This window comes from Promicromonospora sp. NPDC090134, assembly GCF_044746965.1.
Lineage (GTDB): Bacteria > Actinomycetota > Actinomycetes > Actinomycetales > Cellulomonadaceae > Promicromonospora.
In genome coordinates this window covers 553,791-578,852 of the sequence record NZ_JBIVCZ010000003.1, presented here as the reverse complement: position 1 = coordinate 578,852, position 25,062 = coordinate 553,791, and the positions used below count along the sequence as shown (strand labels likewise).

Genomic DNA, 25,062 nt, shown 5'->3' with positions numbered 1-25,062 from the left:
TGCGCCCGGCCCGGGAGCGGTACGTCCCGGCCCGGAAGGGCCGGACCGCAGCGCTCAGGAGGCCTCGGCGAACTGCGTCCGGTACAGGTCGGCGTAGAGCCCGCCCGAGGCGAGGAGCTCGGCGTGCGTGCCGGACTGGGCCACGCCCCCGTCGTCGAGCACGACGATGCGGTCCGCGGCGCGCACCGTGGACAGGCGGTGCGCGATGACCAGCGACGTCCGCCCGGCCAGCGCCTGGTCGAGCGCCACCTGCACGGCCGCCTCGGACTCGGAGTCGAGGTGCGCCGTGGCCTCGTCGAGCACCACGATGTCGGGCGCCCGCAGCAGCAGCCGCGCGATCGCCAGGCGCTGCCGCTCGCCGCCCGACAGCCGGTACCCGCGGTCGCCCACGACGGTCTCCAGGCCCTCCGGCAGCCGGTCCACCAGGTCCCAGATGCGCGCCTGGCGCAGCACCCGCTCCAGGTCGGCGTCGGTGGCCTCCGCGCGGACGAACCGCAGGTTCGCCGCGACGGTGTCGTGGAACAGGTGCGCGTCCTGCGAGACGACGCCGACGGTGGCCCGCAGCGACGCGAACGTCACGTCCCGCAGGTCCTCCCCGGCGATGCGGACGGTCCCCGCCGTCGGGTCGTACATGCGGCTGACGAGCTGCGAGACCGTCGTCTTGCCGGCCCCCGACGGGCCCACCAGCGCGACCATCGACCCGGCGGGCACCTCGAACGAGACGTCGCGCAGCGTGTCCGTCGTCGGGTCCTTGCGCGGCCCGGCCACCGACTCCAGGGACGCGAGCGACACGTCCTCGGCCCGCGGGTACCGGAACGTCACGCCCGTCAGCGAGAGCGACGCGCCCCGGGCCGCGACGGCGGCCCGCAGGTCGGCGGCGTCCGGCCGCTCGGCCACCGAGGGTTCCAGGTCCAGGACCTCCAGCACGCGTTCGAACGAGACGAGCGCCGTCATCACGTCCACCTGGACGTTCGCCATCGCCGTCAGCGGCCCGTACAGGCGCGTCAGGTACGTGGCCAGCGCCACGACGGTGCCGACGGTGAGCTCGCCCGCGATGGCCTGGAGGCCGCCGAACCCGTAGACGCCCGCCACCGCCAGGGACGCGATGGTGGACAGGCCCACCCGGAACCACGTGCCGAACAGCGCCGTGCGCACGCCGAGGTCGCGGCGCTCGCGGGCGGGTCCGGCGAACCGCTCGGACTCGGCGTCCGGGTCGCCGAAGACCTTGACGAGGTGCGCGCCGGCCACGTTGAACCGCTCGTTCATGACCTGGCCCAGGTCGGCGTCGACCTCCATGCCGCGGCGGGTCAGGCCGGCGAGCCGCCGGCCGAACCAGCGGGCCGGGAACACGAAGGCCGGCACCAGCACGAGCGCCCCGAGGGTGAGCTCCCACGACATGGTGAACATCGCCGCGAGCGTGAACGCGATGGTCAGCGTGTTGGACACGACGGTCTGCAGGGTCGAGGTGAAGGCGCGCTGGGCGCCCAGCACGTCGCCGTTGAGCCGCTGCACGAGCGCCCCGGTGCGGGCCCGGGAGAAGAACGCGAGCGGCATGCGCTGGACGTGGTCGAACACCGCCACCCGCAGGTCGAGGATGAGGCCCTCGCCCACCTGGGACGAGACGAGCCGGTCCGCCACGGACAGCCCGGCGGCCAGGATCGCGAGCACGCCGGCGGCGGCCGCCAGCAGCACGACCAGGCGGGTGTCGCCGGCCGTGATCCCGTGGTCGATGAGCCGCTGGAACAGCAGCGGCGTGGCCGCCCCCGCGGCGGCCTCCAGGGCCAGGATCAGCACGAACAGGGTGAGCCGGCCCCGGTAGGGCCGCGCGAACGAGACGATGCGGCGCAGGGTGGCCCAGCCGAGGCGCTGCCGGGTGACGGACTCGTCCTGCGTGAACGAGCGCATCGAGCGGCCTCCGCCCATGCTCCCGCCGCCTCCATGCATGCTCACCGTCGAATCGTCCCACGCGGACGGGCGGGCGGCGGCCACGGAGGTCTCGCGCGCACAGCCGTTCCGACGGTAGCGAGCCCCCGGGGGTGATCCGGACCACATGCGTGTTACGCGTTCCTGGTCGGCCGTGATAGAAACCCTCGATCGGGCGTCTACGCAGGTCGCCCCATGAATCGATGGATGAGTCCATGAATATCGACGGGTGGAGTGCCATGTCTGAGCTCGAGCCGCAGAGCAGCGGGGGCCGGCTGGCGCTGGTGGAGCTGACCGGTGCCGAGGACATGACGGCGGCACTGCGCGAGCTGCAGGACCAGTGGGGCCCCGTGGCCCCCGTGGACCTGGAGCCGGGTGTCCCCGGCTGGCTCGTGCTCGGGCACGCCGAGGTCATGGAGGTGATGCGTACGGAGAGTGTCTTCGCCAGGGACCCGCGGCACTGGGGCGAGCGGCTGCCGCTGAACTCCTCGCTGCACGCGATCCTCTCCCCGGCCGGACGGCGCGCGCTGTACTACGCCGACGGCGCGGAGCACCGGCGGCTGCGGCTGCCGGTGGACGAGGCGTTCGCCTCCATCGACGAGGCGCAGACCGCGGCCATGGTGCGCGGCGTCTGCGGCCGGCTCATCGACTCCTTCGCGGAGCGGGGGGACGCGGACCTCATCGGCGAGTACGCGGCCGCGGTGTCGTTCCTGGCCGTCTCGGGCATGTTCGGCTTCAGCGAGCCGCAGGGGATCGCCCTACTGCGCTGCGCGCACGGCGTGTTCGGGCACGGCGGCGACGCGGTGGCGGCGCTGACCACGATGGACCAGATCGTGCTGGACCACGTGCAGGCCACCCGGCAGAACCCCGGGCCCAACCTGACCGCCAAGTTCGTCGCGCACCCCAACTTCGAGGACGACACCGAGATCGTGCACTCGATGGTGGTGGCGATCTGTGCGGCCAACGAGATGCTGGTGACCTGGATCGCGGCCACGCTGCGCCGCATGCTGACCGACCCGCGGTACACGGGCCGCGTCACGGGTGTGCGCCGCGGGCTGGACGACGCGATGGACGAGACGCTGTGGGGCGAGCCGCCCGTCGCCAACCTGCCGGCCCGCTACGCCGTCACCGACTGCACGCTGGGCCGGGCGCAGATCCGGGCCGGCGACGCGATCGTGATGGGCCTGGCCGCCGCGAACAACGACCCGCGGGTACGCACCGAGGACGACCTGTTCGAGGCCGGCAACCGGTCGCACCTGTCGTTCGGCGTCGGGCCGCACGCGTGCCCCGCCCGCCGTCCGGGGCGGCTCGTGGTGAAGATCGCCGTCGAGAGCCTGATGGAGCGCCTGGACCTGCGGCTCACCGACCCGCAGGTCACGTGGGCTCCGTCGCCGTGGTCGCGCTACCCGGCGGTGCTGCCGGTCGCGTTCACGCCCGAGCGCAAGCCCGCGCGGACGCCGGCCCGGGTCTGAGCCGCAGCCCGGTCGTCGCGGGCCGGCCGGGGTGTGCTGCCCTGGCCGGCCCGCTGTCGTCCGTGGCCGTGCTACTCGCTCAGCGAGTCCACGAACTGCGTGCTCACGGACGAGATCAGGGACCGGGCGGCGTCATGGGTGATCGTCGGGGTCCCGTCGCCCGGCTGCGGGCCGTAGTCGCCGAAGAAGGCGTGGACCGCGCCGTCCACCGCGGTGAACGTCGCGTCGGCGGGCAGGACCGCGCGCGAGGCCTCGATCTTGGCCGGGGTGGCGAGACCGTCCTGCGAGGCGGAGACCGACTCGACCGCGACCGTGAGCCCGCTGAGGTCCTCGGCCGGGTAGGAGGCGTACAGGAGCAGGCCGACGGCGGGCGCTACGTCGTCGGCCTCCGCGGCGGCGGCGTCCGACGACGCGACGACACCGCCGAGCGAGTGCCCGCCCACGACCCACCCGTCGGCCTGCGGGAGCCGCTCCCGGGCCGCGTCGAACGCGCCGCCGGCGAGGAAGGCGACGGCGAGCGGCTGCTTGGCGATCACCACGGTGTGCCCCGCCTCGGCGAGCGGGCGCAGCACCGCGGCGTAGGCCCGGGCCTCGACCTTGGCGCCGGGGCGGAAGAAGACTGCGGTCCCGTCCGCACCGCGGGCCGGGGTGAGCGTGACGCTCGTGGTGGACTCGGTGACGGTGACGGTCTCGTCCGAGACCATCGCGGCCAGCGCCGGCTCGACGGCGGTGAACGGGCGCAACCAGGCCATGGCGGCGACCCACACGATGCCGGCCACGACCAGCACCAGGTCCAGCACCAGTCGCCGGCCGCGGCGGGCCGGCCGCGGGCGCAGGCTGCGCCACAGCACCAGCGCGCACCCCAGGACGGTCAGGCCCAGCAGCACCGCGTACAGGGGGTGCCCGTGCACCACCGCGCCCCACGCCGTCAGGCAGGCCCACGCCACGACGACGATCCCGGCGGCCGCGACCGCGCGGACGGTCCAGGTGAGCCATGCGGGGCGGCCGGCTCCGACGCCCGTCCCGTCCTGCCGCCCCGGCGTGCCGCGGTTCACGGTGCCACCGCTGTCTTGCCGGCCTTGCGCACGTCCGTACCTCCTGGTCGCTCTGCTGCTGTGGTCCCGCAGGGTCATGTTCCCATCGCGCACCGGCATCCCCGGTGCGGGAGCGCCGGTCGCGGCGCATGTCACACCCGGCGTGTCACACCCGGCGTCCATGGTCACGACCGGCCGCCAGCCGGGTCACGTCGACCACCGCCTGGACGAACGCGTCCGGCGCCTCCTGCGGGAGGTTGTGTCCGGCGTCCGGTACCCGCCGGTGCAGGCGGGGCCCCGTGAAGCGGCCGCCGTCGGGGATGCCGTCGGTCACCGGGAAGTTGCCGTCGGCGAGGCCGGCCAGGGTCACCGTGGGGACCCCGATCGGAGGCAGCGGCGCGAGGGCGTACTCGAAGGCGTCGTACTCGGGTGCGCCGGCGGCCTCCCCCAGCCGGTGCCGGTACGAGTGCAGCACGACGTCGACGTAGTCGGGGTTGTCGAACGCCGCCGCCGCACGGTCGAGCGTCTCCTGGTCGAAGTCCCAGGCCGGTGAGTTGCGGCGCCAGATCACCTCGGCGATCTCGCGCCGGTTCGCCGTCAGGCCGGCCCGCCCGCGCTCGCTGAGGAAGTAGTAGAAGTACCAGAAGCCAGCCTCCAGGTCGGGACGGATGGGCTGTCCCGCCGCTGCGATGTCCTGGATGAGGTAGCCGTTGACGCTGACGAGCCCGCTCACCCGCTCGGGCCGCAGGGCCGCGACGACGCAGGCGGCGCGGCCGCCCCAGTCGTAGCCGGCGAGCACGGCCTCGGGGATGTCGAGGGCGTCGAGGAGGCCGAGGACGTCCGCGCCGAGCGCCGCCTGCTGGCCGGAGCGCGCCGTCCAGTCGTCGCGGAACCGCGTCGGCCCGTGGCCGCGGAGATACGGCACCACCACTCGGTAGCCGAGTGCTGCCAGCCGGGGCGCGACGTCGACGTAGCTGTGGACGTCGTAGGGGTAGCCGTGGAGCAGCACCACTGCCGGGCCGGTGGCCGGCCCGTCCTCCACGTACGCGATGTCGAGGACGTCGGTGAGAGCATGCTTGATCGGGGTCATCGGAGTTCCTCTCGTCTCGCGCCGCGGTGCGGCGCGCTCATGCCGAACCGACCGGCACGACCCAGGTTTCGTGACACGGCGCGGGCGGCTGCACCCGCCCGCCGGCCGGCGCCGCCGCCGTCCTGCCGCGCCTCGGTGAGGAGGTCGGGCCGGAGGTAGCCTTGACGTGCTGCGGCGCCCGGCGCCGCACGACTTCCATGCTCCCGGGCCCTGAGGACCACATGTTCCGCATCGGACTGACCGGAGGGATCGCGGCCGGCAAGTCGGTCGCGTCGGTACGACTGGCCGAGCTCGGCGCCGTCGTGATCGACCACGACGTGCTGGCACGCGAGGCGGTGGCGCCCGGGTCGGTAGGCCTGGCCGAGATCGTCGAGGCGTTCGGCGACGTCGTCCTGACGGCGGACGGCAGCCTCGACCGGCCAGGGCTCGGCGCGCTGGTCTTCGCCGACGCCGCGGCCCGCAGCCGCCTCAACGACATCGTGCACCCCGAGGTGCGCCGGCTGTCGGCGGAACGGGAGGCGATGGCGGCTGCCGCGGACCCGGCCGCCGTCGTCGTGCACGACATCCCCCTGCTCGTGGAGACCGGGCAGGCGAGCCACTTCCACCTGCTCGTGGTGGTGCACACGCCCGCCGAGCAGCGGGTCGGCCGCCTCGTGGCGGGGCGCGGGCTGACCGAGGACGCCGCGCGCGCCCGCATCGCGGCGCAGGCCACCGACGACGAGCGGCTCGCGGCGGCGGACGTCACCCTCGACGGTTCCGGCAGCGAGGACGAACTACGCGCTCAGGTGGATATCCTGTGGCAGCGCGTGGCCGGAGAGGTCGCGCAGGAGGCGGAGGCAGACTCCGTGTGAACCGGCCCGGCCCGGGGGAGGAGCACCATGAAGGTCCTGGTCACGGGGTTCGAGCCGTTCGGCGGAGACGCCGTCAACGCGTCCGCGGAGGCGGTCACCGCGCTCGCCGCGCGCTGGACGGGTCCGGAGGAGCTGGTCACCGCCGTCCTGCCGGTCGAGTTCGACGAGGTGCGGGGCGCGGACGGTGCGCTGCTGCGCCTGCTGGACGACCACGCTCCCGACGTCGTCGTGGCGGTCGGCCTGGCCGGCGGGGTCACCGAGGTGCGGGTCGAGCGCGTGGCGATCAACCTGATGGACGCGCGCATCCCCGACAACGGCGGCGCCCAGCCGGTCGACGCCCCCGTGGTCGCGGGCGGCCCCGCCGCCCGGTTCACCACGCTGCCCGCCAAGGCGGCCGTCGCCGCCGTGCGCGAGGCGGGCATCCCGGCCGGGGTCACCTACAGCGCCGGGACCTACGTCTGCAACGCCACCTTCTACGCCCTGCAGCACGCGCTGGCCGAGCGCCCCGAGGTGCTCTCGGGCTTCGTCCACGTGCCGCGCACCACGGAGGAGGTCGGCGCCGAGGCGTCGGCGTCCGCCCTCGTGGACGGCGGCGAGGCGCACCTCCCGGTCGGCGAGCTCGCCCGCGCCCTGGAGATCGTGGTGCGCACGGCGCTCGCGGCGGCCCGCGGCGAGGTCGTGGAACCCGCCGTGGCGGCGGGGACGCTGCACTGAGGACCTGAGTGTCAGTGGTCCGCCGTACGGTAGTGGCATGCGACCCGTGACCGACCTGCAGCGCACGGTGGCCCCGTTCGAGGTCATCTCCGAGTACCAGCCCGCCGGCGACCAGCCGACGGCCATCGCCCAGCTCACCGAACGCGTCCAGGCGGGCGAGAAGGACGTGGTGCTGCTCGGCGCCACGGGTACGGGCAAGTCCGCGACCACGGCCTGGCTGGTGGAGAAGCTCCAGCGCCCCACCCTGGTCATGGCGCCGAACAAGACGCTCGCCGCGCAGCTCGCCACGGAGTTCCGCGAGCTGCTGCCCAACAACGCGGTCGAGTACTTCGTCTCGTACTACGACTACTACCAGCCCGAGGCGTACATCGCGCAGACGGACACCTACATCGAGAAGGACTCGTCGATCAACGACGAGGTGGAGCGCCTTCGGCACTCGGCCACCTCGTCGCTGCTCACGCGGCGCGACGTCGTCGTGGTCGCCTCGGTGTCCTGCATCTACGGTCTGGGCACGCCGCAGGAGTACGTGGACCGCATGGTCCGGCTCGACGTCGGGGACGTCGTGGACCGCGACGACCTGCTGCGCCAGTTCGTCACCATGCAGTACACGCGCAACGACATGTCGTTCACGCGCGGCACGTTCCGGGTGCGCGGCGACACCGTGGAGATCATCCCGGTGTACGAGGAGCTCGCGATCCGGATCGAGATGTTCGGCGACGAGATCGAGTCGATCCAGACGCTGCACCCGCTGACGGGCGACGTGGTGCGCAACGAGGAGTCGATCTACGTGTTCCCCGCCACGCACTACGTGGCGGGCCCGGAGCGCATGGAGCGCGCCATCGGCGGCATCGAGAAGGAGCTCGAGGAGCGGCTGGCCGAGCTGGAGAAGCAGGGCAAGCTGCTGGAGGCGCAGCGGCTGCGCATGCGCACCACCTACGACATCGAGATGATGCGCTCGATCGGCACCTGCGCCGGCATCGAGAACTACTCGATGCACATCGACGGCCGCGAGCCGGGCACCGCGCCCAACACGCTGCTCGACTACTTCCCCGAGGACTTCCTGCTCGTCATCGACGAGTCGCACCAGACGGTGCCGCAGATCGGGGCGATGTTCGAGGGCGACGCGTCCCGCAAGCGCGCGCTCGTCGACCACGGCTTCCGCCTGCCGAGCGCGATGGACAACCGCCCCCTGAAGTGGGAGGAGTTCACCGAGCGCATCGGCCAGACCGTGTACCTCTCGGCCACGCCCGGCGACTACGAGCGTTCGCTGTCGGACGGCGTCGTCGAGCAGGTCATCCGTCCCACCGGGCTGATCGACCCCGAGGTGGTCGTCAAGCCGACGACCGGCCAGATCGACGACCTGCTGGGCGAGATCCGCGACCGCGTGGACCGCGACGAGCGTGTCCTCGTGACCACGCTGACCAAGAAGATGGCCGAGGACCTGACGGACTACTTCCTGGAGCGCAACGTCCGGGTGCGGTACCTGCACTCCGACGTGGACACGCTGCGCCGCGTCGAGCTGCTGCGCGAGCTGCGGCTCGGCGAGTACGACGTGCTCGTGGGCATCAACCTGCTGCGCGAGGGCCTCGACCTGCCCGAGGTGTCGCTGGTCGCGATCCTCGACGCCGACAAGGAGGGCTTCCTGCGGTCCGGGCGGTCGCTGATCCAGACGATCGGCCGTGCGGCACGTAACGTGTCCGGCCAGGTGCACATGTACGCGGACAAGATCACGCCGGCCATGCAGATGGCGCTGGACGAGACCAACCGGCGCCGCGAGAAGCAGATCGCGTACAACACCGAGCGGGGCCTGGACCCCCAGCCGCTCCGCAAGAAGATCGCCGACGTGACCGACATGCTCGCGCGCGAGGACCTCGACACGGCCGAGCTGCTGGCCGGCGGGTACCGCAACAGCCGCAGGTCGAAGGGCGAGGGCCGGGCCGCGGTGCCGGGCACGCCCAAGGAGGCCGCGACGTCGGGCAACCGGCTGGCGGGCGCCGCCGCGAGCGAGCTGGCCGAGCTCATCCAGGAGCTCGCCGACCAGATGCACGCTGCGGCCGCGGAGCTGCAGTTCGAGGTCGCCGCGCGCCTGCGCGACGAGATCTCGGGGCTCAAGAAGGAGCTGCGGCAGATGCAGGCCGCGACGGCCTGAGGCTCTCCGGGCCTCGTGAGTAGTTCATCCTTGACCCGCTCACGCGGCCCGGAGGAACCTGAACGCGCAGGGTGGCAGCGCACGTCGGGAGAAGTGGCGGGACCGGATGCGGGCACTGACGCAGGACAGGTATGGCTGGGACGCCCTCGCGGTCCGCGACGTCCCCGACCCGGTGCCCGGCGAGGGCCAGGTGCTCGTCCAGGTGCACGCGGCTGGCGTCAACCCCTACGACTGGCACTACGCCGCGGGGCAGCCGCTGATCGCCCGCCCGGCGCTCGGCGGTCTGACCGGCCCGCGGCCCCCGGTGCGAGGCGCGGACCTCTCGGGCGTCGTGGTCGAGGCCGGTCCCGGCGTCACCGCGTTCGGGCCGGGCGACGAGGTGTTCGGCTTCGGGACGAGCGGCACATTCGCGGAGCTGGCGCTCGCGGACGTCGGCAGCATCGCGCGCCGGCCGGTCGACCTCGCCCACGTCGAGGCGGCGGCGATGCCCATGGCCGCCGTCACCGCCCTGCAGTTCCTGCGCGCCGCCGAGCTCACGGCCGGGCAGAGCATCGCGATCACGGGCGCGGGCGGCGGCATCGGGCACTTCGCGGTGCAGATCGCGGCGGCCTGGGGCGCCCACGTGACCGGGGTGTGCGGCCCGCGCAACGCCGCGATGGTGCGCGAGCTCGGTGCGTCCGAGGTCGTCGACTACACGCAGGACGACGTGACGGCGGGCGAGCCGCGCTTCGACGTCGTCCTCACCAACGCGGGCCGGTACCCGCTGCGGGCGCTCGGCCGCGTGCTCGTGCCGGGCGGGCTGCTCCTGGCCAACGACGGGAGCCGGGAGGGCCTGCTCGGCCCCCTGCCCGAGCTGGCGGTGGCGCCGCTCCTGTCGCGGTTCCGGCCGTACCGGATCGTGAACGTCACGGCGACCACGAGCGGCGAGGACCTGGCCGTGCTGGACGGCATGGTCGCCGACGGCGTGCTGCTGCCCATCGTGAGCGCCACCTACCCGCTGGAGCGCGCCGTCACCGCCATCCGGCAGGTGGCCGGGCACGGGCACGCGCGCGGCAAGCTGGTGGTCACGCTCCGCTGAACGTGCCGTAGATCACGTGCGGGAACAAACCTGACGTCCCGTATGCTTCCCTCCGTTGGAGGGGAGTACCTCAGAACGGCCCGGTCGTCATCACAGCTGCCGATGACGCCAGCTCGGCCTGGCCGGCTCGTGGTGCACCGGTGCGTGGTCTCGGCCACGCTGGTGCACGGGCGGGCGAGGAAGACCTCCGGTGCCCTGTTGTGCTCACCGGAGGCTCGATGCGATCGCGCGTTCCTCCCTGTTCCGGAAGGAAACAATGGTCCACGAACTGCCCGTGACCTTCGAACTGATCTCGCTCGGCGCGATGGTCCTGCTGCTGGTCGCCGACCTCCTCATCGTCGGGCGCCGACCGCACGTCCCGACCATGAAGGAGAGCGCCGTCTGGGTGTGCTTCTACGTGGCCCTCGCCGTGGTGTACGGCGTCATCGTCTGGGTCGTCGGCGGCGTCACCCCGGCGGCGGAGTTCTACGCCGGCTGGCTCACGGAGTACTCCCTGAGCGTCGACAACCTCTTCGTGTTCGTCATCATCATGGCCCGGTTCGCGGTGCCGCGTGACCAGCAGCAGAAGGTGCTCATGGTGGGCATCATCATGGCGCTCGTCTTCCGCGCCGCGTTCATCCTCGCCGGTGCGGCCCTGATCGAGCAGTTCACCTGGCTCTTCTACCTCTTCGGCGCCTTCCTCATCTACACGGCGATCCAGCAGGCGATCCCCGAGAAGGAGGACGAGCACGACGACTACAAGGAGAACGCGCTCATCCGGATGATGCGCCGGGTCCTGCCGCTGCACCACCAGTACAACGACGGGAAGCTGACCACCACGGTCGACGGCCGGCGCCTGTTCACGCCGCTGATCATCGTCTTCCTGGCGATCGGCTCGACGGACGTCCTGTTCGCGGTCGACTCGATCCCGGCGATCTTCGGCATCACGAAGGACCCGTTCATCGTGTTCGCCACCAACCTGTTCGCGCTGATGGGGCTGCGCCAGCTCTACTTCCTGCTGGGCGGCCTGCTCGACCGGCTGGTGTACCTGCCGTACGCGCTCTCGGCCGTCCTCGGCTTCATCGGCATCAAGCTGATCCTCGAGGCGCTGCACACGAACTCGCTGTCCTGGATCAACGGCGGCGAGGGCTTCCACTGGGCGCCCGAGATCCCGATCTGGCTGTCGCTCGCGGTGATCGTGGTCTCCCTCACGGTCGGTACCGTGGCGAGCCTGATCAAGTCCGCGCACGACGCGCGGATCGAGGCGGCCCAGCCGGCACCCGAGCCGGAGGACGCCACGAAGTGACCCGCTGAGCGGGTCCGGGCAGTGGCGCAGCAGGCCGGCGGCCGCGTCCCCCTGAGGGGCGCGGCCGCCGGCCTGCGTGCTGTCGGGCCGGTCAGACCACCGTGTAGTCGACGTCGATCGAGAAGATCTCCCGGTCCCCGGACCGGATGGTCCCGGTGAACGCCTGGCCGTGGACGGCGGGCTCGGCCGGGGCCGAGGGCTCGACGTCCACGGTGCAGAGCTCGCCGGCCGCGGCCAGGTTGTCCGCCCGCAGGCGGAAGAGCCCCGGCAGCCAGCGGGAGTCGGGGCCTGCCGCGGCCTCCAGCACGTGGTCGAAGAGCGCGAACGCGGCGTAGCCGGCCACCGACACGGGCAGCGCCGGATAGCTGTCGAAGTGTCCCCGGCACATCGACGCCTCGACCGCCAGCTTGGCCGCGGCGTTCCGGGCGTCGGTGGCGATGTCGACGAGCGGGGCGGGCAGGGCGTACGGGTTGGCCGGCTCCGCCGCGTCAGGAGCCCGGGCCGGGCCCATCATGCGGCGGAAGACCGGTACGGACATGACGAGGTACTCGACGTCCATCTGCGCCACGAGGTTGCCGTGGGCGTCGCGCAGCTCGGTCCGGGCCTCCGCGCGGTGCCGGCCCGTCATCTGCGCGCTCGCGGTCCCGGTGAGCGCGGTCAGGGGGCCGGCGGTGGCCGGATACATCCGGCCGACGCCGCGGTGCGCGAGGTAGTAGTGCCGCCTGGAGCTCGGGTTGGTCGTGGCCGCCGCGCACAGGCCGAGGATGGCGAGGTGCCGGCCGGCCTCCGCGATGTTGACGGGCGTGGCCTGCCGTCCCGTCGGTGACTGGACCGGGACCCGTGCGCTGGTGAGCCCGGGTTCCGGGCTGGTCAGCTCGCTGAGTGCGTAGTAGGGCGGCGTCACGCAGATGCGCGGGCCGATCTGGCCGTATCCCACCGGTGTACCGTCGACAGAGGTCATGCAGTGCCTCCCCGAACCTAGTCAGCAGTGTTCGAACAGGCATCATGTGCACCACGAAGCGTGCCACGCCATGCTCGAAACGTGACTATTAAGTAAAAACCTCTGTATGGATGGGTATGGGGTGAATTTGGCGAGTGCTATCCGGCGAGCCCGCCGATCACCACGTCCCACTGCCGCACGCCGCGCTCGGCGACCAGCCCGCGCAGCGCGAACGGGTCCTCGTCCAGGACCGCCAGCGCCGCGTCGGCCGACTCCGCCTCGAGGATCAGCAGGGCACCGACCCCGCCGTCGACCGGGCCCGAGGCACGCACGACGCCGTCCGCGTTGAGGGCGCTCAGGAAGGCCCGGTGGTCGGGGCGGACCTCGTCGCGGGTCGCGACGTCGTCGGTGTAGGTGTAGCTGACGGCGAAGATGCTCATGGGGGCAGCCTGCCATCCGCCCGGGTCAGCCGGTTAATTCTTGATGAAGACGCTCGCCCTGCACCCGCGCGCGCCCCACACTCTGAGCATGGACGCACGTGAGAACCACTTCGACCTCGTCGTGATCGGCTCCGGCCCCGGTGGCCAGAAGGCCGCGATCGGCGCCGCCAAGCTCGGCAGGCGCGTGGCGGTGGTCGAACGGCGCGACCAGGTCGGCGGGGTGAGCCTGCACACCGGCACCATCCCGTCCAAGACCCTGCGCGAGGCGGTGCTGTACCTGACGGGTCTGCAGATGCGCGACGTCTACGGCTCCAGCTACCGGCTCAAGGAGCACATCACCGTCCCGGACCTGCTCGCCCGCCTGCAGCACGTCATCGGCCGCGAGACCGAGGTGGTGCGCAACCAGCTCGCCCGCAACGACGTCGAGACCGTCGTGGGCAGCGCCCGGTTCACCGGCCCGCACGACCTCGAGGTGACCGACGCCGAGGGCGACGTCGTGCGCCGGCTGACCGCCGACAAGGTGGTCATCGCGGTCGGCACCGCGCCCGCGCGGCCCGCCAACATCGCGTTCGACGGCGTCCGCGTCGTCGACTCCGACGGCATCCTCGACGTCAGCCAGGTGCCCCGGACCATGGTCGTGGTCGGCGCCGGCGTGATCGGCATCGAGTACGCCTCCCTCTTCGCCGCGCTCGGCACGCGCGTCACGGTCGTCGAGGCGCGCGACCGGATCCTCGACTTCTGCGACTCCGAGGTGGTCGAGGCCCTCAAGTTCCAGCTCCGCGACCTGTCGGTCACGTTCCGGCTGGGGGAGACCGTCGCGTCCGTCACCGCCGGCGCGGAGGGGACCGTCACCGCCCTGGCCTCCGGCAAGCGGATCCCCGCCGACTGCGTCCTGTACTCCGCCGGCCGGCAGGGCTCCACCGACGGGCTCGACCTCGCGGCCGCCGGGCTCGAGGCGGACAAGCGTGGCCGGCTGCAGGTCGACAAGCAGTTCCGCACCGACGTCGAGCACATCTACGCCGTCGGCGACGTCATCGGCTTCCCGGCGCTCGCGGCGACCTCGCAGGAGCAGGGGCGCCTGGCGGCGTACCACGCGTTCGGCGAGCCGGTCTCGTCCGTGCTGGAGCTGCAGCCCATCGGGATCTACACGATCCCGGAGATCTCCTACTGCGGGGACACCGAGGACCAGCTCACCACCGCAGGCGTGCCCTACGAGGTGGGCGTCGCGCGCTACCGCGAGCTCGCGCGCGGGCAGATCGTGGGCGACTCCTACGGGATGCTCAAGCTGCTCGTCTCCACCGAGGACCGCAAGGTGCTGGGGGTGCACGTGTTCGGGACGGGCGCCACGGAGATCATCCACATCGGGCAGGCGATCATGACCACGGGCGGCACCGTGGACCATCTGGTCGACACGGTCTTCAACTACCCGACGCTCGCCGAGGCCTACAAGGTCGCGGCGCTCGACGTGACCAACAAGATGCGGGACGTGGAGCGGTTCGGGCTCTGAGGCCCGATGCGCGAGGGCGCCCGCCCACCGTGGGGTGGACGGGCGCCCTCGCGCGTGACCGGTGCGGCGGTGCTACTTGTCGCCGGCGATCGCGGGCACCTCGGCGTCCGCGAGGGTCACGAGCGCCTGGGCGTGCACGGCGTGCTGCCAGTTGCCCAGGTCCGCGACCGTCTTGATCTTGAGCTCGGCGAGCATCTCGTCGTGCTTGGGCGTGAGGCCCAGCAGCGCCGACGGCGGCGCCGCGAGGATCGCGGCGATGCTCTGGTCCTTGTAGGCCTTGTCGACGAGCTTGTTCAGGTTCAGGCTCACGTGCCTGCCTTTCGTCCGTGCGGTCGTGGATCGGCCGGATTCTCACCCGGCCGAGGGAAGGATGTCGCGATCGAAGGCGGTATGCAACTTTTGCCCGCATTGTCTGAGTGGCGCCGATCTGTCGGAACTCGCTTTGTTACCGGGGTGAATGAGTCGTCAGCTACCTCTTGAGTGTTGGACGTTCGTCCGGTTGACTTGGTCCTCGTGGTGGTCCCGGATGTCTCGACCAGGCTGGCTGCCGCGGTCCGGACCGCCCGTACGGCGGTGGGCCGCGGCCCGCTCCCGGCTGCGGCCGAGGACGTCGCGCACGACGACGCCCGGTGGCCGACCGTGCTGCTCGACCCGGCCCGCGCCGTCGTCCCGTTCCTGGGCCGCGAGCGGGAGCTCGGCGAGCTCCGCTCCTGGGCCGAGGCGGACGTGCCGGTCAGCCTGCGCCTGGTCGTCGCCCCCGCCGGCTTCGGCAAGACGCGGCTCGCGGGCGAGCTCGGTGAGCGGCTGGGCGGGTCCGGCTGGACCGTCGTCCGGGTGCCGCGCGGCAAGGAGGCCGCCACGGTCCGCGCCCGCCCCGTGGGCGACGTGCTGTTCGTGGTCGACGACGCGGCGGCGCGGCGCGGCCTCGGCGCGATGCTCGACGCCCTGGCCCGCCCTGCCCGCGGCCGCACCCGGGTGCTGATGCTCGCGCGGGTCGCGGGGGAGTGGCTGCGCCGCCTGCGCTGGGGCTCGGTGCTGTGGACGCAGCTCGGAGCGGGCGACGCCACGCAGACGGCCCTGGACGTCTCGCTCGCGCCCGACCTGACGGATGTCGTGGTTCTGGAGGCCGCGGTGGCCGCGTTCGCCGTGCACCTCGGCGTGGCGGCCCCCGCGCTCGGCGACCTGTCCGCGGACGAGCCGGACCACGGCACCCGGGTGGTCGACCTGCACGCGGCCGCGGCGCTCGCCGCCCTCACCGTGGCCGGCGTGCCGGTCCCGGCCCACGAGCCGAACCCGTTGCGGGGGCTCCTGGACGTGGCCGCCGTCTCGTGGGCCGCGTCGGCCCGGGAGGCCGGGCTGGAGCTGAGCCTCGACGAGGTCCAGGACGTCGTCGCGGCGGCCTGTCTGCTCGGGGCCGACGACACCGCGGGGGCGCGCGACGTGCTGCGCCGCGTGGTGCCGGGCCTGCCGGCGCGCGCGGGCGCGCGCTGGCTGCTCGGGCTGCCGGCCGTCACCGCGGAGCTCGGACCGAGCGCCGCCGGGCCCGACCGCCTCGGCGACCTGCTGGTCACCGACCGGCTCGGCCGGTCGGTCTCCCTGGTCGGGTCGTGCACGTGGGGGCTGTCCCGCAAGGCGGCCCTGCGGGTGGTGCGGGTCGCCCGGCGGCTGGAGGTCGAGCTGTCCGAGTCGCCGGAGGCGACCGCGCTGGCGGGAGAGCTCCTGCGCCGGGCCGCCGACTCCTACGGCGACGACCCGCGCGCGTTGCGGACCGCGTTCCTGCTCAAGCAGCGGTCGGTCGTCGACGCCTCGCCCGACGACGTGTACCGGGGCGAGCGGGCCGTCGCGGTCGCGAAGGACGCGGTGGGCCGCGCGGAGGCGCTGGTCGACCTCGGGACCGCGCTGCGGGACGTGGCGCGGCTGACGGAGTCGCTGGAGGTCCTGGACTCGGCGGTCGAGGCCTGGCGGAAGATAGCCGCCGGCGACCCGGACCGCTACCGCACCGCGCTGGTCTCGGCGATCAACGCCCTGGGCAGCGCGCGCTGGCGGTCCGGGCTCAGCCGGGAGTCGCTGGCCGCACACCGGGAGGCGGTCGAGCTGTGCCGGGCGGCCCCCGAGCGCGACCGGGCCTGGTGCGAGGCCGAGCTGGCACGCGTCCTGATCAGCCTAGGCGTGGTGCTCAACGACGCCGGCGCGCCCCAGGCGGAGGACGAGGCCTTCGCCGAGCTGCTCCCGATCCTGCGGAACCTGGTGGCGCGCGACCCGCGGCAGTGGTCGGTGTTCCTGACCACGGCGCTGTCCAACCGCTCGGTGGTGCTCACCGAGAGCCGCCCGCAGGAGGCCCTGCCGTTCGCGCGGGAGGCGGTGGCGCTGAGCCGTGAGATGGTGCGGCAGGCACCGAAGCGGCACCGCAACGAGCTCGGGTTCGCGCTGACGAACCTGGCCAACACCTACGCCGCGCTGGGCCGGGACCGCGAGGCGGTCGAACCGCTCGGCGAGGCCGTCGCCGTGCGGCGCGAGCTGGTCCGCGAGAACGCGGCCACGCACACCTGGACGCTCGCCTACAGCCTCGCGTCGCTCGGCGCGGTGCGCTCCCGGCTCGGTGACCTCGACGAGGCGATCTCGCTGGAGCGGGAGGCGGTGCTGCTGCGCCGCCGGCTGGCCCGGGAGCACCCGGCGCGGTACCGGCGGATGCTGGCGGCGTCCCTGTCCAACCTCGCGGTCACGCACTCCCGGGCGGGCGAGCCGGACGAGGCCCTGCCGCTCGAGCGGGAGGCGGTCGCGATCCGGCGTGCCCTGGCCAAGGACGGCCAGCCCGGCGAGGACCACCTGGCGCACTCGCTCTCCAACCTGGGCGTGCTCTACGCCGAGCTCGGCCGGCCGGCCGACGCCGTGGCGCCCACCCAGGAGGCGGTGGGGCTGCTGCGGCGGCTGGCCGAGGAGGACCCCGGCCGGTTCGAGCCGCCGCTGGCCGACGCCCTGCTCAACCTCGGCGGCGCGCTCCTCGACGCGGGCCGCGCCCAGGAGGGCGTGGAGCCGACGACGGAGGCCGTGCGCCTGCGCCAGGAGCTCGCCGGGCGGAGCCCTGAGGTGCACCTGCCGGGCCTGGCGGCCGCGCTGACCAATCTCGTCGCGGTGCACGTCGACCTCGGGATGTCCGACACGGCGGCCGAGTACGCGCAGGAAGTCGTCACCGTCCGCCGCCGGCTCGTCGACGGCTCCTACGCCCACGAGCAGGACCTCCTGCGGGCGCTGGACCTGCAGGCTCGCGTGCGCCGGTCCGGCGCCGTCGACGGGCGCGCGATCCGCTGAACCGTGCGGATGTGACGAGTCTCCCAGCCCGATCCGTAGAACACCCGTGCGAATGTCAGTGGTCCGCCCTAGGATGCCTCTGTGAGCAATCGTCTCGTCGTCTCCGGTGCCCGTGAGCACAACCTCAAGAACGTCGATCTGGACCTTCCCAGGGACCGGCTCATCGTGTTCACGGGGCTGTCGGGCTCGGGCAAGTCGTCGCTCGCGTTCGACACGATCTTCGCCGAGGGTCAGCGCCGGTACGTCGAGTCCCTGTCCGCCTACGCGCGGCAGTTCCTGGGCCAGATGGACAAGCCCGACGTCGACTTCATCGAGGGTCTGTCGCCCGCGGTGTCGATCGACCAGAAGTCCACCAACCGCAACCCGCGGTCCACCGTCGGCACGATCACCGAGGTCTACGACTACCTGCGCCTGCTCTACGCGCGTGCGGGCACGCAGTTCTGCCCGGTGTGCGGCGAGAAGGTGCAGTCGCAGACGCCGCAGCAGATCGTGGACCAGATCCTGGAGCTGCCGGAGAACACCCGGTACCAGGTGCTGGCGCCCGTCGTGCGCGGCCGCAAGGGCGAGTACGCGGACCTGTTCAAGGAGCTGCAGGCCAAGGGCTTCTCCCGCGCCCGCGTCGACGGCGAGGTGGTCCAGCTCACCGACCCGCCCACGCTCGAGAAGAAGCTGAAGCACGACATCGAGGTGGTCGTGGACCGGCTCGTGGCGCGCGAGGGCGTGCAGCGCCGGCTCACCGACTCGGTGGAGACCGCGCTCGCCCTGGCGAACGGCCTGGTGATGATCGAGCTGGTCGACGCCGACATCGACGACACGACGCGGACGCGCAAGTTCTCCGAGAAGCGGGCGTGCCCCAACGAGCACCCCCTGGCGCTCGACGAGATCGAGCCGCGCACCTTCTCGTTCAACGCGCCCTACGGCGCGTGCCCCGAGTGCACCGGCATCGGCTTCCGCCTGGAGGTCGACCCGGACCTCATCGTGCCGGACGACGAGCAGACGCTGCGCGGCGGCGCCGTCGCCCCGTGGGCGCAGACGTCGTCGGAGTACTTCGAGCGGGTGCTCTCCGCGCTGGCCGAGGAGATGAAGTTCTCCATGGACGTGCCGTGGCGCGCGCTGCCGGCCCGGGCGCGGGAGGCGATCCTGCACGGTCGCGACCACAAGGTGCACGTCAAGTACAAGAACCGGTGGGGCCGCGAGCGGCAGTACTCGACCGGCTTCGAGGGCGCGGTGACGTTCCTGGAGCGGCGCCACCGCGAGACCGACTCGGACTGGTCGAAGGAGAAGTACGAGGCCTACATGCGCGAGGTCCCGTGCCCGACCTGCGGCGGCGCGCGGCTCAAGCCCGAGGTGCTCGCGGTCAAGGTGGACGGCCTGTCCATCGCCGACGTCTGCCGCCTGCCCGTGGGGGAGGCCGCCGAGTTCCTCAAGGGCATCGAGCTCGGCGTCCGCGAGGCGCAGATCGCGACGGAGGTCCTCAAGGAGATCCACGCCCGCCTGGGCTTCCTGCTCGACGTCGGGCTGCACTACCTGACGCTGGAGCGGCCCGCGGGCACGCTGTCGGGCGGCGAGGCGCAGCGCATCCGGCTCGCGACCCAGATCGGCTCCGGCCTGGTCGGCGTGCTCTACGTGCTGGACGAGCCGTCGATCGGCCTGCACCAGCGGGACAACCGGCGGCTCATCGACACGCTCACCCGGCTGCGGGACCTGGGCAACACGCTGATCGTCGTCGAGCACGACGAGGACACGATCCGCGCGGCCGACTGGATCGTCGACATCGGCCCGGGCGCGGGCGAGCACGGCGGCGTCGTCATCCACTCGGGCGACTACGCCGGGCTGCTGGAGCAGCAGGAGTCGCTCACGGGCGCGTACCTCGCCGGGCGGCGGTCGATCCCGCTCCCGGCGCAGCGCCGGCCCGTCGACGCCGACCGGCAGGTCACGGTGGTGGGCGCGCACGAGAACAACCTGCGCGACGTCGACGTGTCCTTCCCGCTCGGCGTGCTGACCGTGGTGTCGGGCGTCTCGGGCTCGGGCAAGTCGACGCTCGTGAACTCGATCCTCTACACGGTCATGGCCAACCAGCTCAACGGCGCCCGCCGGGTGGCCGGCCGGCACAAGCGCGTGACGGGCCTGGACCAGCTCGACAAGGTGGTCCACGTGGACCAGGGGCCGATCGGCCGCACGCCGCGGTCCAACCCCGCCACCTACACGGGCGTGTGGGACCGGATCCGCAAGATCTTCGCGGAGACCGAGGAGGCCAAGGTGCGCGGCTACGGGCCGGGCCGCTTCTCGTTCAACGTCAAGGGCGGGCGCTGCGAGGCGTGCGCGGGCGACGGCACCATCAAGATCGAGATGAACTTCCTGCCGGACGTCTACGTGCCGTGCGAGGTCTGCCACGGTGCCCGGTACAACCGCGAGACCCTCGAGGTGCACTTCAAGGGCAAGACGGTGGCCGACGTGCTCGACATGCCGATCGAGGAGGCCGCGGAGTTCTTCAAGGCGTTCCCGGCGATCTCGCGGCACCTGTCCACGCTGGTCGACGTCGGCCTCGGGTACGTGCGGCTCGGGCAGCCCGCCCCCACGCTGTCGGGCGGCGAGGCGCAGCGCGTCAAGCTGGCGGCGGAGCTGCAGAAGCGGTCGTCGGGCCGCTCGGCCTACGTGCTGGACGAGCCGACCACGGGCCTGCACTTCGAGGACGTGCGCCGGCTGCTCGGCGTGCTGCAGTCGCTGGCGGACAAGGGCAACACGGTCATCGTGATCGAGCACAACCTGGACGTCATCAAGAGCGCCGACTGGGTCATCGACATGGGCCCGGAGGGTGGCAGCGGCGGCGGCATGGTCGTGGCGCAGGGCACGCCCGAGGTCGTGGCGGAGGTTCCGGAGAGCCACACCGGGACGTACCTCGCCGAGATCCTCGACGGCCACGCGCCCGTGGACGCCGCGCCGACCAACGGGGAGCCGAAGACCGCCAAGGCCAAGGGGGCCAAGGCGAACGGGTCCGCGGCGAGCCGCACTCGGCGCAAGGCTGCCGTCGCGGGCTGAGCGGACCGGAGTCCGCTTCCCACCGGAGGCCGGGACGGACCCTGAGCGGGTCCGTCCCGGCCTCCGGCGTGCTGGTGCCTCCGGCGTGCGGGCGTCCCCGGGACGTGATGGGGAGAGGTACCCGGGTCGTATCGTGGCGGCGCCGCGTTGCGGTGCTCTACAGTGATCTCGACGACGAGGGGGCCTGGTATGTCGGAGATGTACGGCGCGGACATCAGCGCGCTGCGGACGCTCGGAAACACCATGGTCGCGCAGAGCGACGTGCTCGAGACCGCCGTCGGCCAGATCAACCAGGTGGTCTCCACCACGGCGTGGTCCGGGCCCGACCACGAGGGCTTCCTCGACGAGTGGCACACGACGCACTCCGCGGCCCTGCGCGCGGTCGCGCTCGGCCTCGCGGAGGTGGGGCGCCGCGTCATCGCGAACGCGGACGCCCAGGAGCGGACGAGCGAGACGTACGACGGCGCCGTCGGCGGCGTCACCGGCCCGGGCCGAGGCGGGCCGGAGGGCACGGACCAGAGCTCGTCCGGCGGCCAGGGGGACAAGGACAAGGCGGCGGGCGGCCTCGGCAAGCTGGAGGACGCCGGCAACGTGCCGCTCGACGACAAGGCGATCGACGCGAGCCAGATCGAGCAGGGCAGCCTCGCGGACTGCTGGTTCCTCGCCTCGGCGGGCGCCATCGCCGAGCGGGACCCGGACTGGGTCCGCGAGCACATCAAGCGCAACGACGACGGCACCTACACCGTGACGTTCTACGAGGACGGCGAGCCGGTCAAGGTCACCGTGGACTCGCAGGTGTACGAGAACGCGGCCGGGGACCCGAGCGGCGACCCGTCGTGGATCTCCATCTACGAGAAGGCCGCCGTCCAGCACCTGGGCGGCCAGTACGACGACATCGAGTACGACAGCGCCTCCAGGGCGCTGGAGATGATGACGGGCAAGGACACGTCCACCGAGACGCTCGACCCGGTGCTGCCGTGGGAGGACCCGCCCAGCCTGGAGTCGATCCGCGACCGGCTGGGCAACGGCGAGCCGGTCGTGGCCGCCAGCCCGGACGGCGGCGGCTGGTTCGGCGACCCGCCGCCGGACAAGGAGGTCGTCAACAACCACGTCTACGTGGTGGACGGCGTCTCGGCCGACGGCAAGACGATCACGCTGGTCAACCCCTGGGGCCCGAACGGCGGCACGGGCTCGGACGGGAACACCAAGCCCGGGACCATCACCATGTCCGCGGACGAGTTCTATGAGAACTTCGACTCCGTGACCTACGGCGGGTCGATGAAGTGACCGCCGTCGAACGAGGGAGAGGGGCTGCCGTGGCCGACGACACGGGGACGGGCCCGGGCGCGGGTCCGGTCGTCCGGGTGAGACAGAGCGCGCAGGCGCGGTTCGGCGCCACGCGCGTCGGCGTGATGATCGCCGGGCCGCGCGACGGCGTGCCGACGGCGCGGCTCCTCGTGCGCTCCGACGACGGGCGGCGGGCCACGGTCGACGCCGTGGTCGGCGACCGCGTGGACCTGTTCGGCGAGGGCACGCTGGAGCTCGTCGGGGTCGAGGGCGGGCGCACGCCGAAGGAGCAGAGCGCGGTCACGGTCCGCCAGGTCCCGGGCACCTGACCGGCCTGTCCGGCGGCCCACGAGGCGTGGCCCTCGTCACCCCGCCCCGCTAGGGTGAGCAGCATGAGCGGAGCCACGCATGACTACGCCGTGACGGTGCGGTGGACGGGCGCGGGGGACACGGGTACGTCGTCGTACACCGCGTACTCGCGCGACCACGAGATCGACCTGGCCCACAAGCCGCCCCTCCTGGGTTCGGCGGACCCGGCGTTCCGGGGCGACCCGGGCCGGTACAACCCCGAGGAGCTGTTCGTCGTCAGCCTGAGCCAGTGCCACATGCTCTGGTTCCTGCACCTGGCGGCCGAGTCGGGGCTGGTCGTGCGGGAGTACTCGGACGCGGCGACGGGCACCATGCGCGTCGAGTCGCGGGGTGAGGGCGCGTTCACGGACGTGACGTTGCACCCGCGGGTGGTGGCGGACGCGGGCGAGCTCGCCACGGACGATCACGTGGCCGCCCTGCACCACAAGGCGCACGCGATGTGCTTCATCGCGCGCTCGGTCAACTTCCCGGTGCTCGTCGCGCCGGTGCCGCTCGCCGTCCCCGCCTGACCTCGGGTCGCCGTCCCCCGTTGTCAGTGGCACCGCTTAGGTTGGTGCCATGGCGGATCCAGCAACCTATCGACCCAAGGCGGGAGAGATCCCGACGTCGCCCGGTGTCTACCGGTTCCGCGACGAGCACGGCCGGGTCATCTACGTGGGCAAGGCGAAGAACCTGCGCCAGCGCCTGGCGAACTACTTCCAGGACGTGGCGCACCTGCACGAGCGCACGCAGCGGATGGTGACCACCGCGGCGTCGGTCGAGTGGACGGTGGTGGGCACCGAGGTCGAGGCGCTCGCCCTGGAGTTCACCTGGATCCAGCAGTACGACCCGCGGTTCAACGTGAAGTACCGCGACGACAAGTCGTACCCGTACCTCGCGGTGACCCTGGGCGAGGAGGTGCCGCGCGCCCAGGTCATGCGCGGGGCCAAGCGCAAGGGCACCCGGTACTTCGGGCCGTACGGGCACGCCTGGGCCATCCGGGAGACCCTCGACCTGCTGCTGCGGGTGTTCCCGATCCGCACCTGCTCGGCCGGCGTCTACAAGCGCGCGGGCCAGTCCGGCCGCCCGTGCCTGCTCGGGTACATCGACAAGTGCTCGGCGCCGTGCGTGGGCCGCATCAGCGTGGACGACCACCGCGCGCTGGTCCTGGACTTCTGCGACTTCATGGCGGGCGACACCGCCAAGTTCGAGCGCCGGCTGACCAAGCGCATGCAGGAGGCGGCCGCCGAGATGGAGTACGAGCAGGCCGCCCGCCTGCGCGACGACATCGAGGCGCTGCGCCGCGCCACCGAGAAGAACGCGGTGGTGCTGGGCGACGCCACGGACGCCGACGTGTTCGCGCTGGTGGGCGACGAGCTGGAGGCCGCAGTCCAGGTCTTCCACGTGCGCGGCGGCCGTATCCGCGGCCAGCGCGGCTGGGTGGTCGAGAAGGTCGAGGACATCAGCGACGGCGAGCTCGTGGAGCACCTGCTGCAGCAGGTGTACGGCTCCGACCAGGAGCTGAGCGGCCCCGAGGCCCGCGACGCCGTGCCCCGCGAGGTGCTCGTGCCGGTGCTGCCCCCCGACCTGGACCAGGTGGGTGCCTGGCTCACGGGCCTGCGTGGCTCCCGCGTGGACGTGCGCGTGCCGCAGCGCGGCGACAAGAAGGAGCTCGCGGAGACCGTCCGCAAGAACGCCGAGCACGCACTGATGCTGCACCGCACCCGCCGCGCGGGCGACCTCACGACCCGCAGCCAGGCGCTGCGCGAGATCCAGGAGGCGCTCGACCTGGAGTCGGCACCCCTGCGCATCGAGTGCTACGACATCTCGCACACCCAGGGCACCTACCAGTCCGCGTCCATGGTGGTGTTCGAGGACGGTCTGCCCCGCAAGAGCGAGTACCGCTCGTTCAGCATCCGCGGGTCGGACGGCGACGGCGCCCGCGACGACACGCAGGCCATGCACGAGGTCATCACGCGCCGCTTCAAGCGGTACCTGACCGACCGGCTCAAGGCCAACGACGTCGAGATCTCCGCGGGCGAGGACCCCGAGGGCGACGACCCCGCCGGCGCCCTGCCCGGGGCGCTGCCCGGCGGCGAGGTCGCCGCCGACGCCCCGGAGGAGAAGACCCGGTTCGCCTACCCGCCGAGCCTCGTGGTGGTCGACGGCGGGCCGCCCCAGGTCGCCGCCGCCAAGAAGGCGATGGACGAGCTCGGCATCACCGACGTCGCGCTGTGCGGGCTGGCCAAGCGACTGGAGGAGGTGTGGCTGCCCGGCGAGGAGTACCCGGTCATCCTGCAGCGCTCCAGCGAGGGCCTGTACCTGCTGCAGCGCGTCCGCGACGAGGCGCACCGGTTCGCGATCACGCAGCACCGCCGCCGGCGCAGCAAGGGCATGACCGCCTCCGTGCTCGACGACGTCCCGGGGCTCGGGCCGGCCCGCAAGAAGGTGCTGCTCACCCACTTCGGGTCGCTCAAGCGCCTCAAGGCGGCGAGCGTCGAGGAGATCGCCAGCGTGCGGGGCATGGGCGCCACGACGGCGAAGGCTGTGGTCGTGGCCCTGCAGACATTGCCGCGTTGAAGGCCTGACGCTGGCA

At 72.7% G+C, this 25,062-nt stretch carries 19 protein-coding genes; 13 read left to right on the top strand and 6 right to left on the bottom strand.

The annotated features are described in order from the left end of the window. Window positions 1-54: 54 nt before the first annotated feature. A complete protein-coding gene (locus ACIPN7_RS12355; RefSeq protein WP_400541993.1) occupies window positions 55-1,944 on the bottom strand; it encodes an ABC transporter ATP-binding protein in 1,890 nt (629 codons plus the stop codon). A 218-nt stretch (window positions 1,945-2,162) separates the two neighbouring features. On the opposite strand from ACIPN7_RS12355, the gene ACIPN7_RS12350 reads away from it, so the two are divergent. Then, window positions 2,163-3,395, top strand: a complete 1,233-nt coding sequence (locus ACIPN7_RS12350) for a cytochrome P450 (protein ID WP_400541946.1) — start codon at window positions 2,163-2,165, stop codon at window positions 3,393-3,395. Window positions 3,396-3,466: 71 nt separating this feature from the next. Here the strand turns inward: ACIPN7_RS12350 and ACIPN7_RS12345 are convergent, their stop codons facing one another. Together ACIPN7_RS12345 and ACIPN7_RS12340 are read right to left on the bottom strand one after the other, a co-directional pair. Further along, complete coding sequence (locus ACIPN7_RS12345) at window positions 3,467-4,450, bottom strand: alpha/beta hydrolase (protein ID WP_400541944.1); 984 nt, start codon at window positions 4,448-4,450, stop codon at window positions 3,467-3,469. 145 nt (window positions 4,451-4,595) lie between these two features. Next, the gene (locus ACIPN7_RS12340) at window positions 4,596-5,519 is read right to left on the bottom strand and encodes an alpha/beta fold hydrolase (protein ID WP_400541941.1); all 924 of its coding nucleotides are present in this window, start codon (window positions 5,517-5,519) and stop codon (window positions 4,596-4,598) included. 221 nt (window positions 5,520-5,740) lie between these two features. On the opposite strand from ACIPN7_RS12340, the gene coaE reads away from it, so the two are divergent. From coaE to ACIPN7_RS12315, 5 genes are all read left to right on the top strand, one after another. Then, on the top strand, window positions 5,741-6,370 hold the full coding sequence (gene coaE / locus ACIPN7_RS12335) for a dephospho-CoA kinase (protein WP_400541938.1): 630 nt from the start codon (window positions 5,741-5,743) through the stop codon (window positions 6,368-6,370). Window positions 6,371-6,397: 27 nt separating this feature from the next. Then, on the top strand, window positions 6,398-7,084 hold the full coding sequence (pcp, locus tag ACIPN7_RS12330) for a pyroglutamyl-peptidase I (protein WP_400541935.1): 687 nt from the start codon (window positions 6,398-6,400) through the stop codon (window positions 7,082-7,084). A gap of 37 nt (window positions 7,085-7,121) precedes the next feature. Further along, complete coding sequence (gene uvrB / locus ACIPN7_RS12325) at window positions 7,122-9,233, top strand: excinuclease ABC subunit UvrB (RefSeq protein WP_400541932.1); 2,112 nt, start codon at window positions 7,122-7,124, stop codon at window positions 9,231-9,233. A gap of 106 nt (window positions 9,234-9,339) precedes the next feature. Next, window positions 9,340-10,311: an NAD(P)-dependent alcohol dehydrogenase gene (locus tag ACIPN7_RS12320; RefSeq protein WP_400541929.1), complete on the top strand. Its 972-nt coding sequence runs from the start codon at window positions 9,340-9,342 to the stop codon at window positions 10,309-10,311. A 256-nt stretch (window positions 10,312-10,567) separates the two neighbouring features. Then, the gene (locus ACIPN7_RS12315; protein WP_400541926.1) at window positions 10,568-11,596 is read left to right on the top strand and encodes a TerC family protein; all 1,029 of its coding nucleotides are present in this window, start codon (window positions 10,568-10,570) and stop codon (window positions 11,594-11,596) included. 91 nt (window positions 11,597-11,687) lie between these two features. Here ACIPN7_RS12315 and ACIPN7_RS12310 read toward each other — a convergent pair whose 3' ends face one another. Together ACIPN7_RS12310 and ACIPN7_RS12305 are read right to left on the bottom strand one after the other, a co-directional pair. Further along, a complete protein-coding gene (locus tag ACIPN7_RS12310) occupies window positions 11,688-12,557 on the bottom strand; it encodes a hypothetical protein (protein ID WP_400541923.1) in 870 nt (289 codons plus the stop codon). A gap of 137 nt (window positions 12,558-12,694) precedes the next feature. After that, the gene (locus ACIPN7_RS12305; RefSeq protein WP_400541920.1) at window positions 12,695-12,976 is read right to left on the bottom strand and encodes a YciI family protein; all 282 of its coding nucleotides are present in this window, start codon (window positions 12,974-12,976) and stop codon (window positions 12,695-12,697) included. A gap of 88 nt (window positions 12,977-13,064) precedes the next feature. Between ACIPN7_RS12305 and sthA the strand changes: the two genes are divergently transcribed. Next, on the top strand, window positions 13,065-14,483 hold the full coding sequence (sthA, locus tag ACIPN7_RS12300) for a Si-specific NAD(P)(+) transhydrogenase (protein ID WP_400541917.1): 1,419 nt from the start codon (window positions 13,065-13,067) through the stop codon (window positions 14,481-14,483). A gap of 72 nt (window positions 14,484-14,555) precedes the next feature. Here sthA and ACIPN7_RS12295 read toward each other — a convergent pair whose 3' ends face one another. Next, entirely contained in the window at window positions 14,556-14,792 is a 237-nt protein-coding gene (locus tag ACIPN7_RS12295) for a hypothetical protein (protein ID WP_020014780.1), read from the bottom strand. 204 nt (window positions 14,793-14,996) lie between these two features. On the opposite strand from ACIPN7_RS12295, the gene ACIPN7_RS12290 reads away from it, so the two are divergent. The 6 genes from ACIPN7_RS12290 to uvrC all read left to right on the top strand — a co-directional run bounded on the left by ACIPN7_RS12290 (window position 14,997) and on the right by uvrC (window position 25,046). Continuing rightward, window positions 14,997-17,792, top strand: a complete 2,796-nt coding sequence (locus tag ACIPN7_RS12290) for a tetratricopeptide repeat protein (RefSeq protein ID WP_400541913.1) — start codon at window positions 14,997-14,999, stop codon at window positions 17,790-17,792. 81 nt (window positions 17,793-17,873) lie between these two features. Then, window positions 17,874-20,831, top strand: a complete 2,958-nt coding sequence (gene uvrA, locus ACIPN7_RS12285) for an excinuclease ABC subunit UvrA (protein ID WP_400541910.1) — start codon at window positions 17,874-17,876, stop codon at window positions 20,829-20,831. Between the two features lie 189 nt (window positions 20,832-21,020). Next, the gene (locus tag ACIPN7_RS12280; protein ID WP_400541907.1) at window positions 21,021-22,118 is read left to right on the top strand and encodes a C2 family cysteine protease; all 1,098 of its coding nucleotides are present in this window, start codon (window positions 21,021-21,023) and stop codon (window positions 22,116-22,118) included. Window positions 22,119-22,147: 29 nt separating this feature from the next. Then, window positions 22,148-22,447, top strand: a complete 300-nt coding sequence (locus ACIPN7_RS12275) for a hypothetical protein (RefSeq protein ID WP_400541904.1) — start codon at window positions 22,148-22,150, stop codon at window positions 22,445-22,447. A gap of 63 nt (window positions 22,448-22,510) precedes the next feature. After that, on the top strand, window positions 22,511-22,996 hold the full coding sequence (locus tag ACIPN7_RS12270) for an OsmC family protein (protein WP_400541901.1): 486 nt from the start codon (window positions 22,511-22,513) through the stop codon (window positions 22,994-22,996). Window positions 22,997-23,045: 49 nt separating this feature from the next. After that, on the top strand, window positions 23,046-25,046 hold the full coding sequence (gene uvrC / locus ACIPN7_RS12265) for an excinuclease ABC subunit UvrC (RefSeq protein ID WP_400541898.1): 2,001 nt from the start codon (window positions 23,046-23,048) through the stop codon (window positions 25,044-25,046). Window positions 25,047-25,062 lie beyond the last annotated feature (16 nt).

Bases quoted from the DNA above. Each gene is read 5' to 3' on its own strand.
- ACIPN7_RS12355 (WP_400541993.1), bottom strand. From the start codon at position 1,944: ATGCATGGAGGCGGCGGGAGCATGGGCGGAGGCCGCTCGATGCGCTCG.
- ACIPN7_RS12350 (WP_400541946.1), top strand. From the start codon at position 2,163: ATGTCTGAGCTCGAGCCGCAGAGCAGCGGGGGCCGGCTGGCGCTGGTG.
- ACIPN7_RS12340 (WP_400541941.1), bottom strand. From the start codon at position 5,519: ATGACCCCGATCAAGCATGCTCTCACCGACGTCCTCGACATCGCGTAC.
- coaE (WP_400541938.1), top strand. From the start codon at position 5,741: ATGTTCCGCATCGGACTGACCGGAGGGATCGCGGCCGGCAAGTCGGTC.
- pcp (WP_400541935.1), top strand. From the start codon at position 6,398: ATGAAGGTCCTGGTCACGGGGTTCGAGCCGTTCGGCGGAGACGCCGTC.
- uvrB (WP_400541932.1), top strand. From the start codon at position 7,122: ATGCGACCCGTGACCGACCTGCAGCGCACGGTGGCCCCGTTCGAGGTC.
- ACIPN7_RS12320 (WP_400541929.1), top strand. From the start codon at position 9,340: ATGCGGGCACTGACGCAGGACAGGTATGGCTGGGACGCCCTCGCGGTC.
- ACIPN7_RS12315 (WP_400541926.1), top strand. From the start codon at position 10,568: ATGGTCCACGAACTGCCCGTGACCTTCGAACTGATCTCGCTCGGCGCG.
- ACIPN7_RS12310 (WP_400541923.1), bottom strand. From the start codon at position 12,557: ATGACCTCTGTCGACGGTACACCGGTGGGATACGGCCAGATCGGCCCG.
- ACIPN7_RS12305 (WP_400541920.1), bottom strand. From the start codon at position 12,976: ATGAGCATCTTCGCCGTCAGCTACACCTACACCGACGACGTCGCGACC.
- sthA (WP_400541917.1), top strand. From the start codon at position 13,065: ATGGACGCACGTGAGAACCACTTCGACCTCGTCGTGATCGGCTCCGGC.
- ACIPN7_RS12280 (WP_400541907.1), top strand. From the start codon at position 21,021: ATGTCGGAGATGTACGGCGCGGACATCAGCGCGCTGCGGACGCTCGGA.
- ACIPN7_RS12270 (WP_400541901.1), top strand. From the start codon at position 22,511: ATGAGCGGAGCCACGCATGACTACGCCGTGACGGTGCGGTGGACGGGC.
- uvrC (WP_400541898.1), top strand. From the start codon at position 23,046: ATGGCGGATCCAGCAACCTATCGACCCAAGGCGGGAGAGATCCCGACG.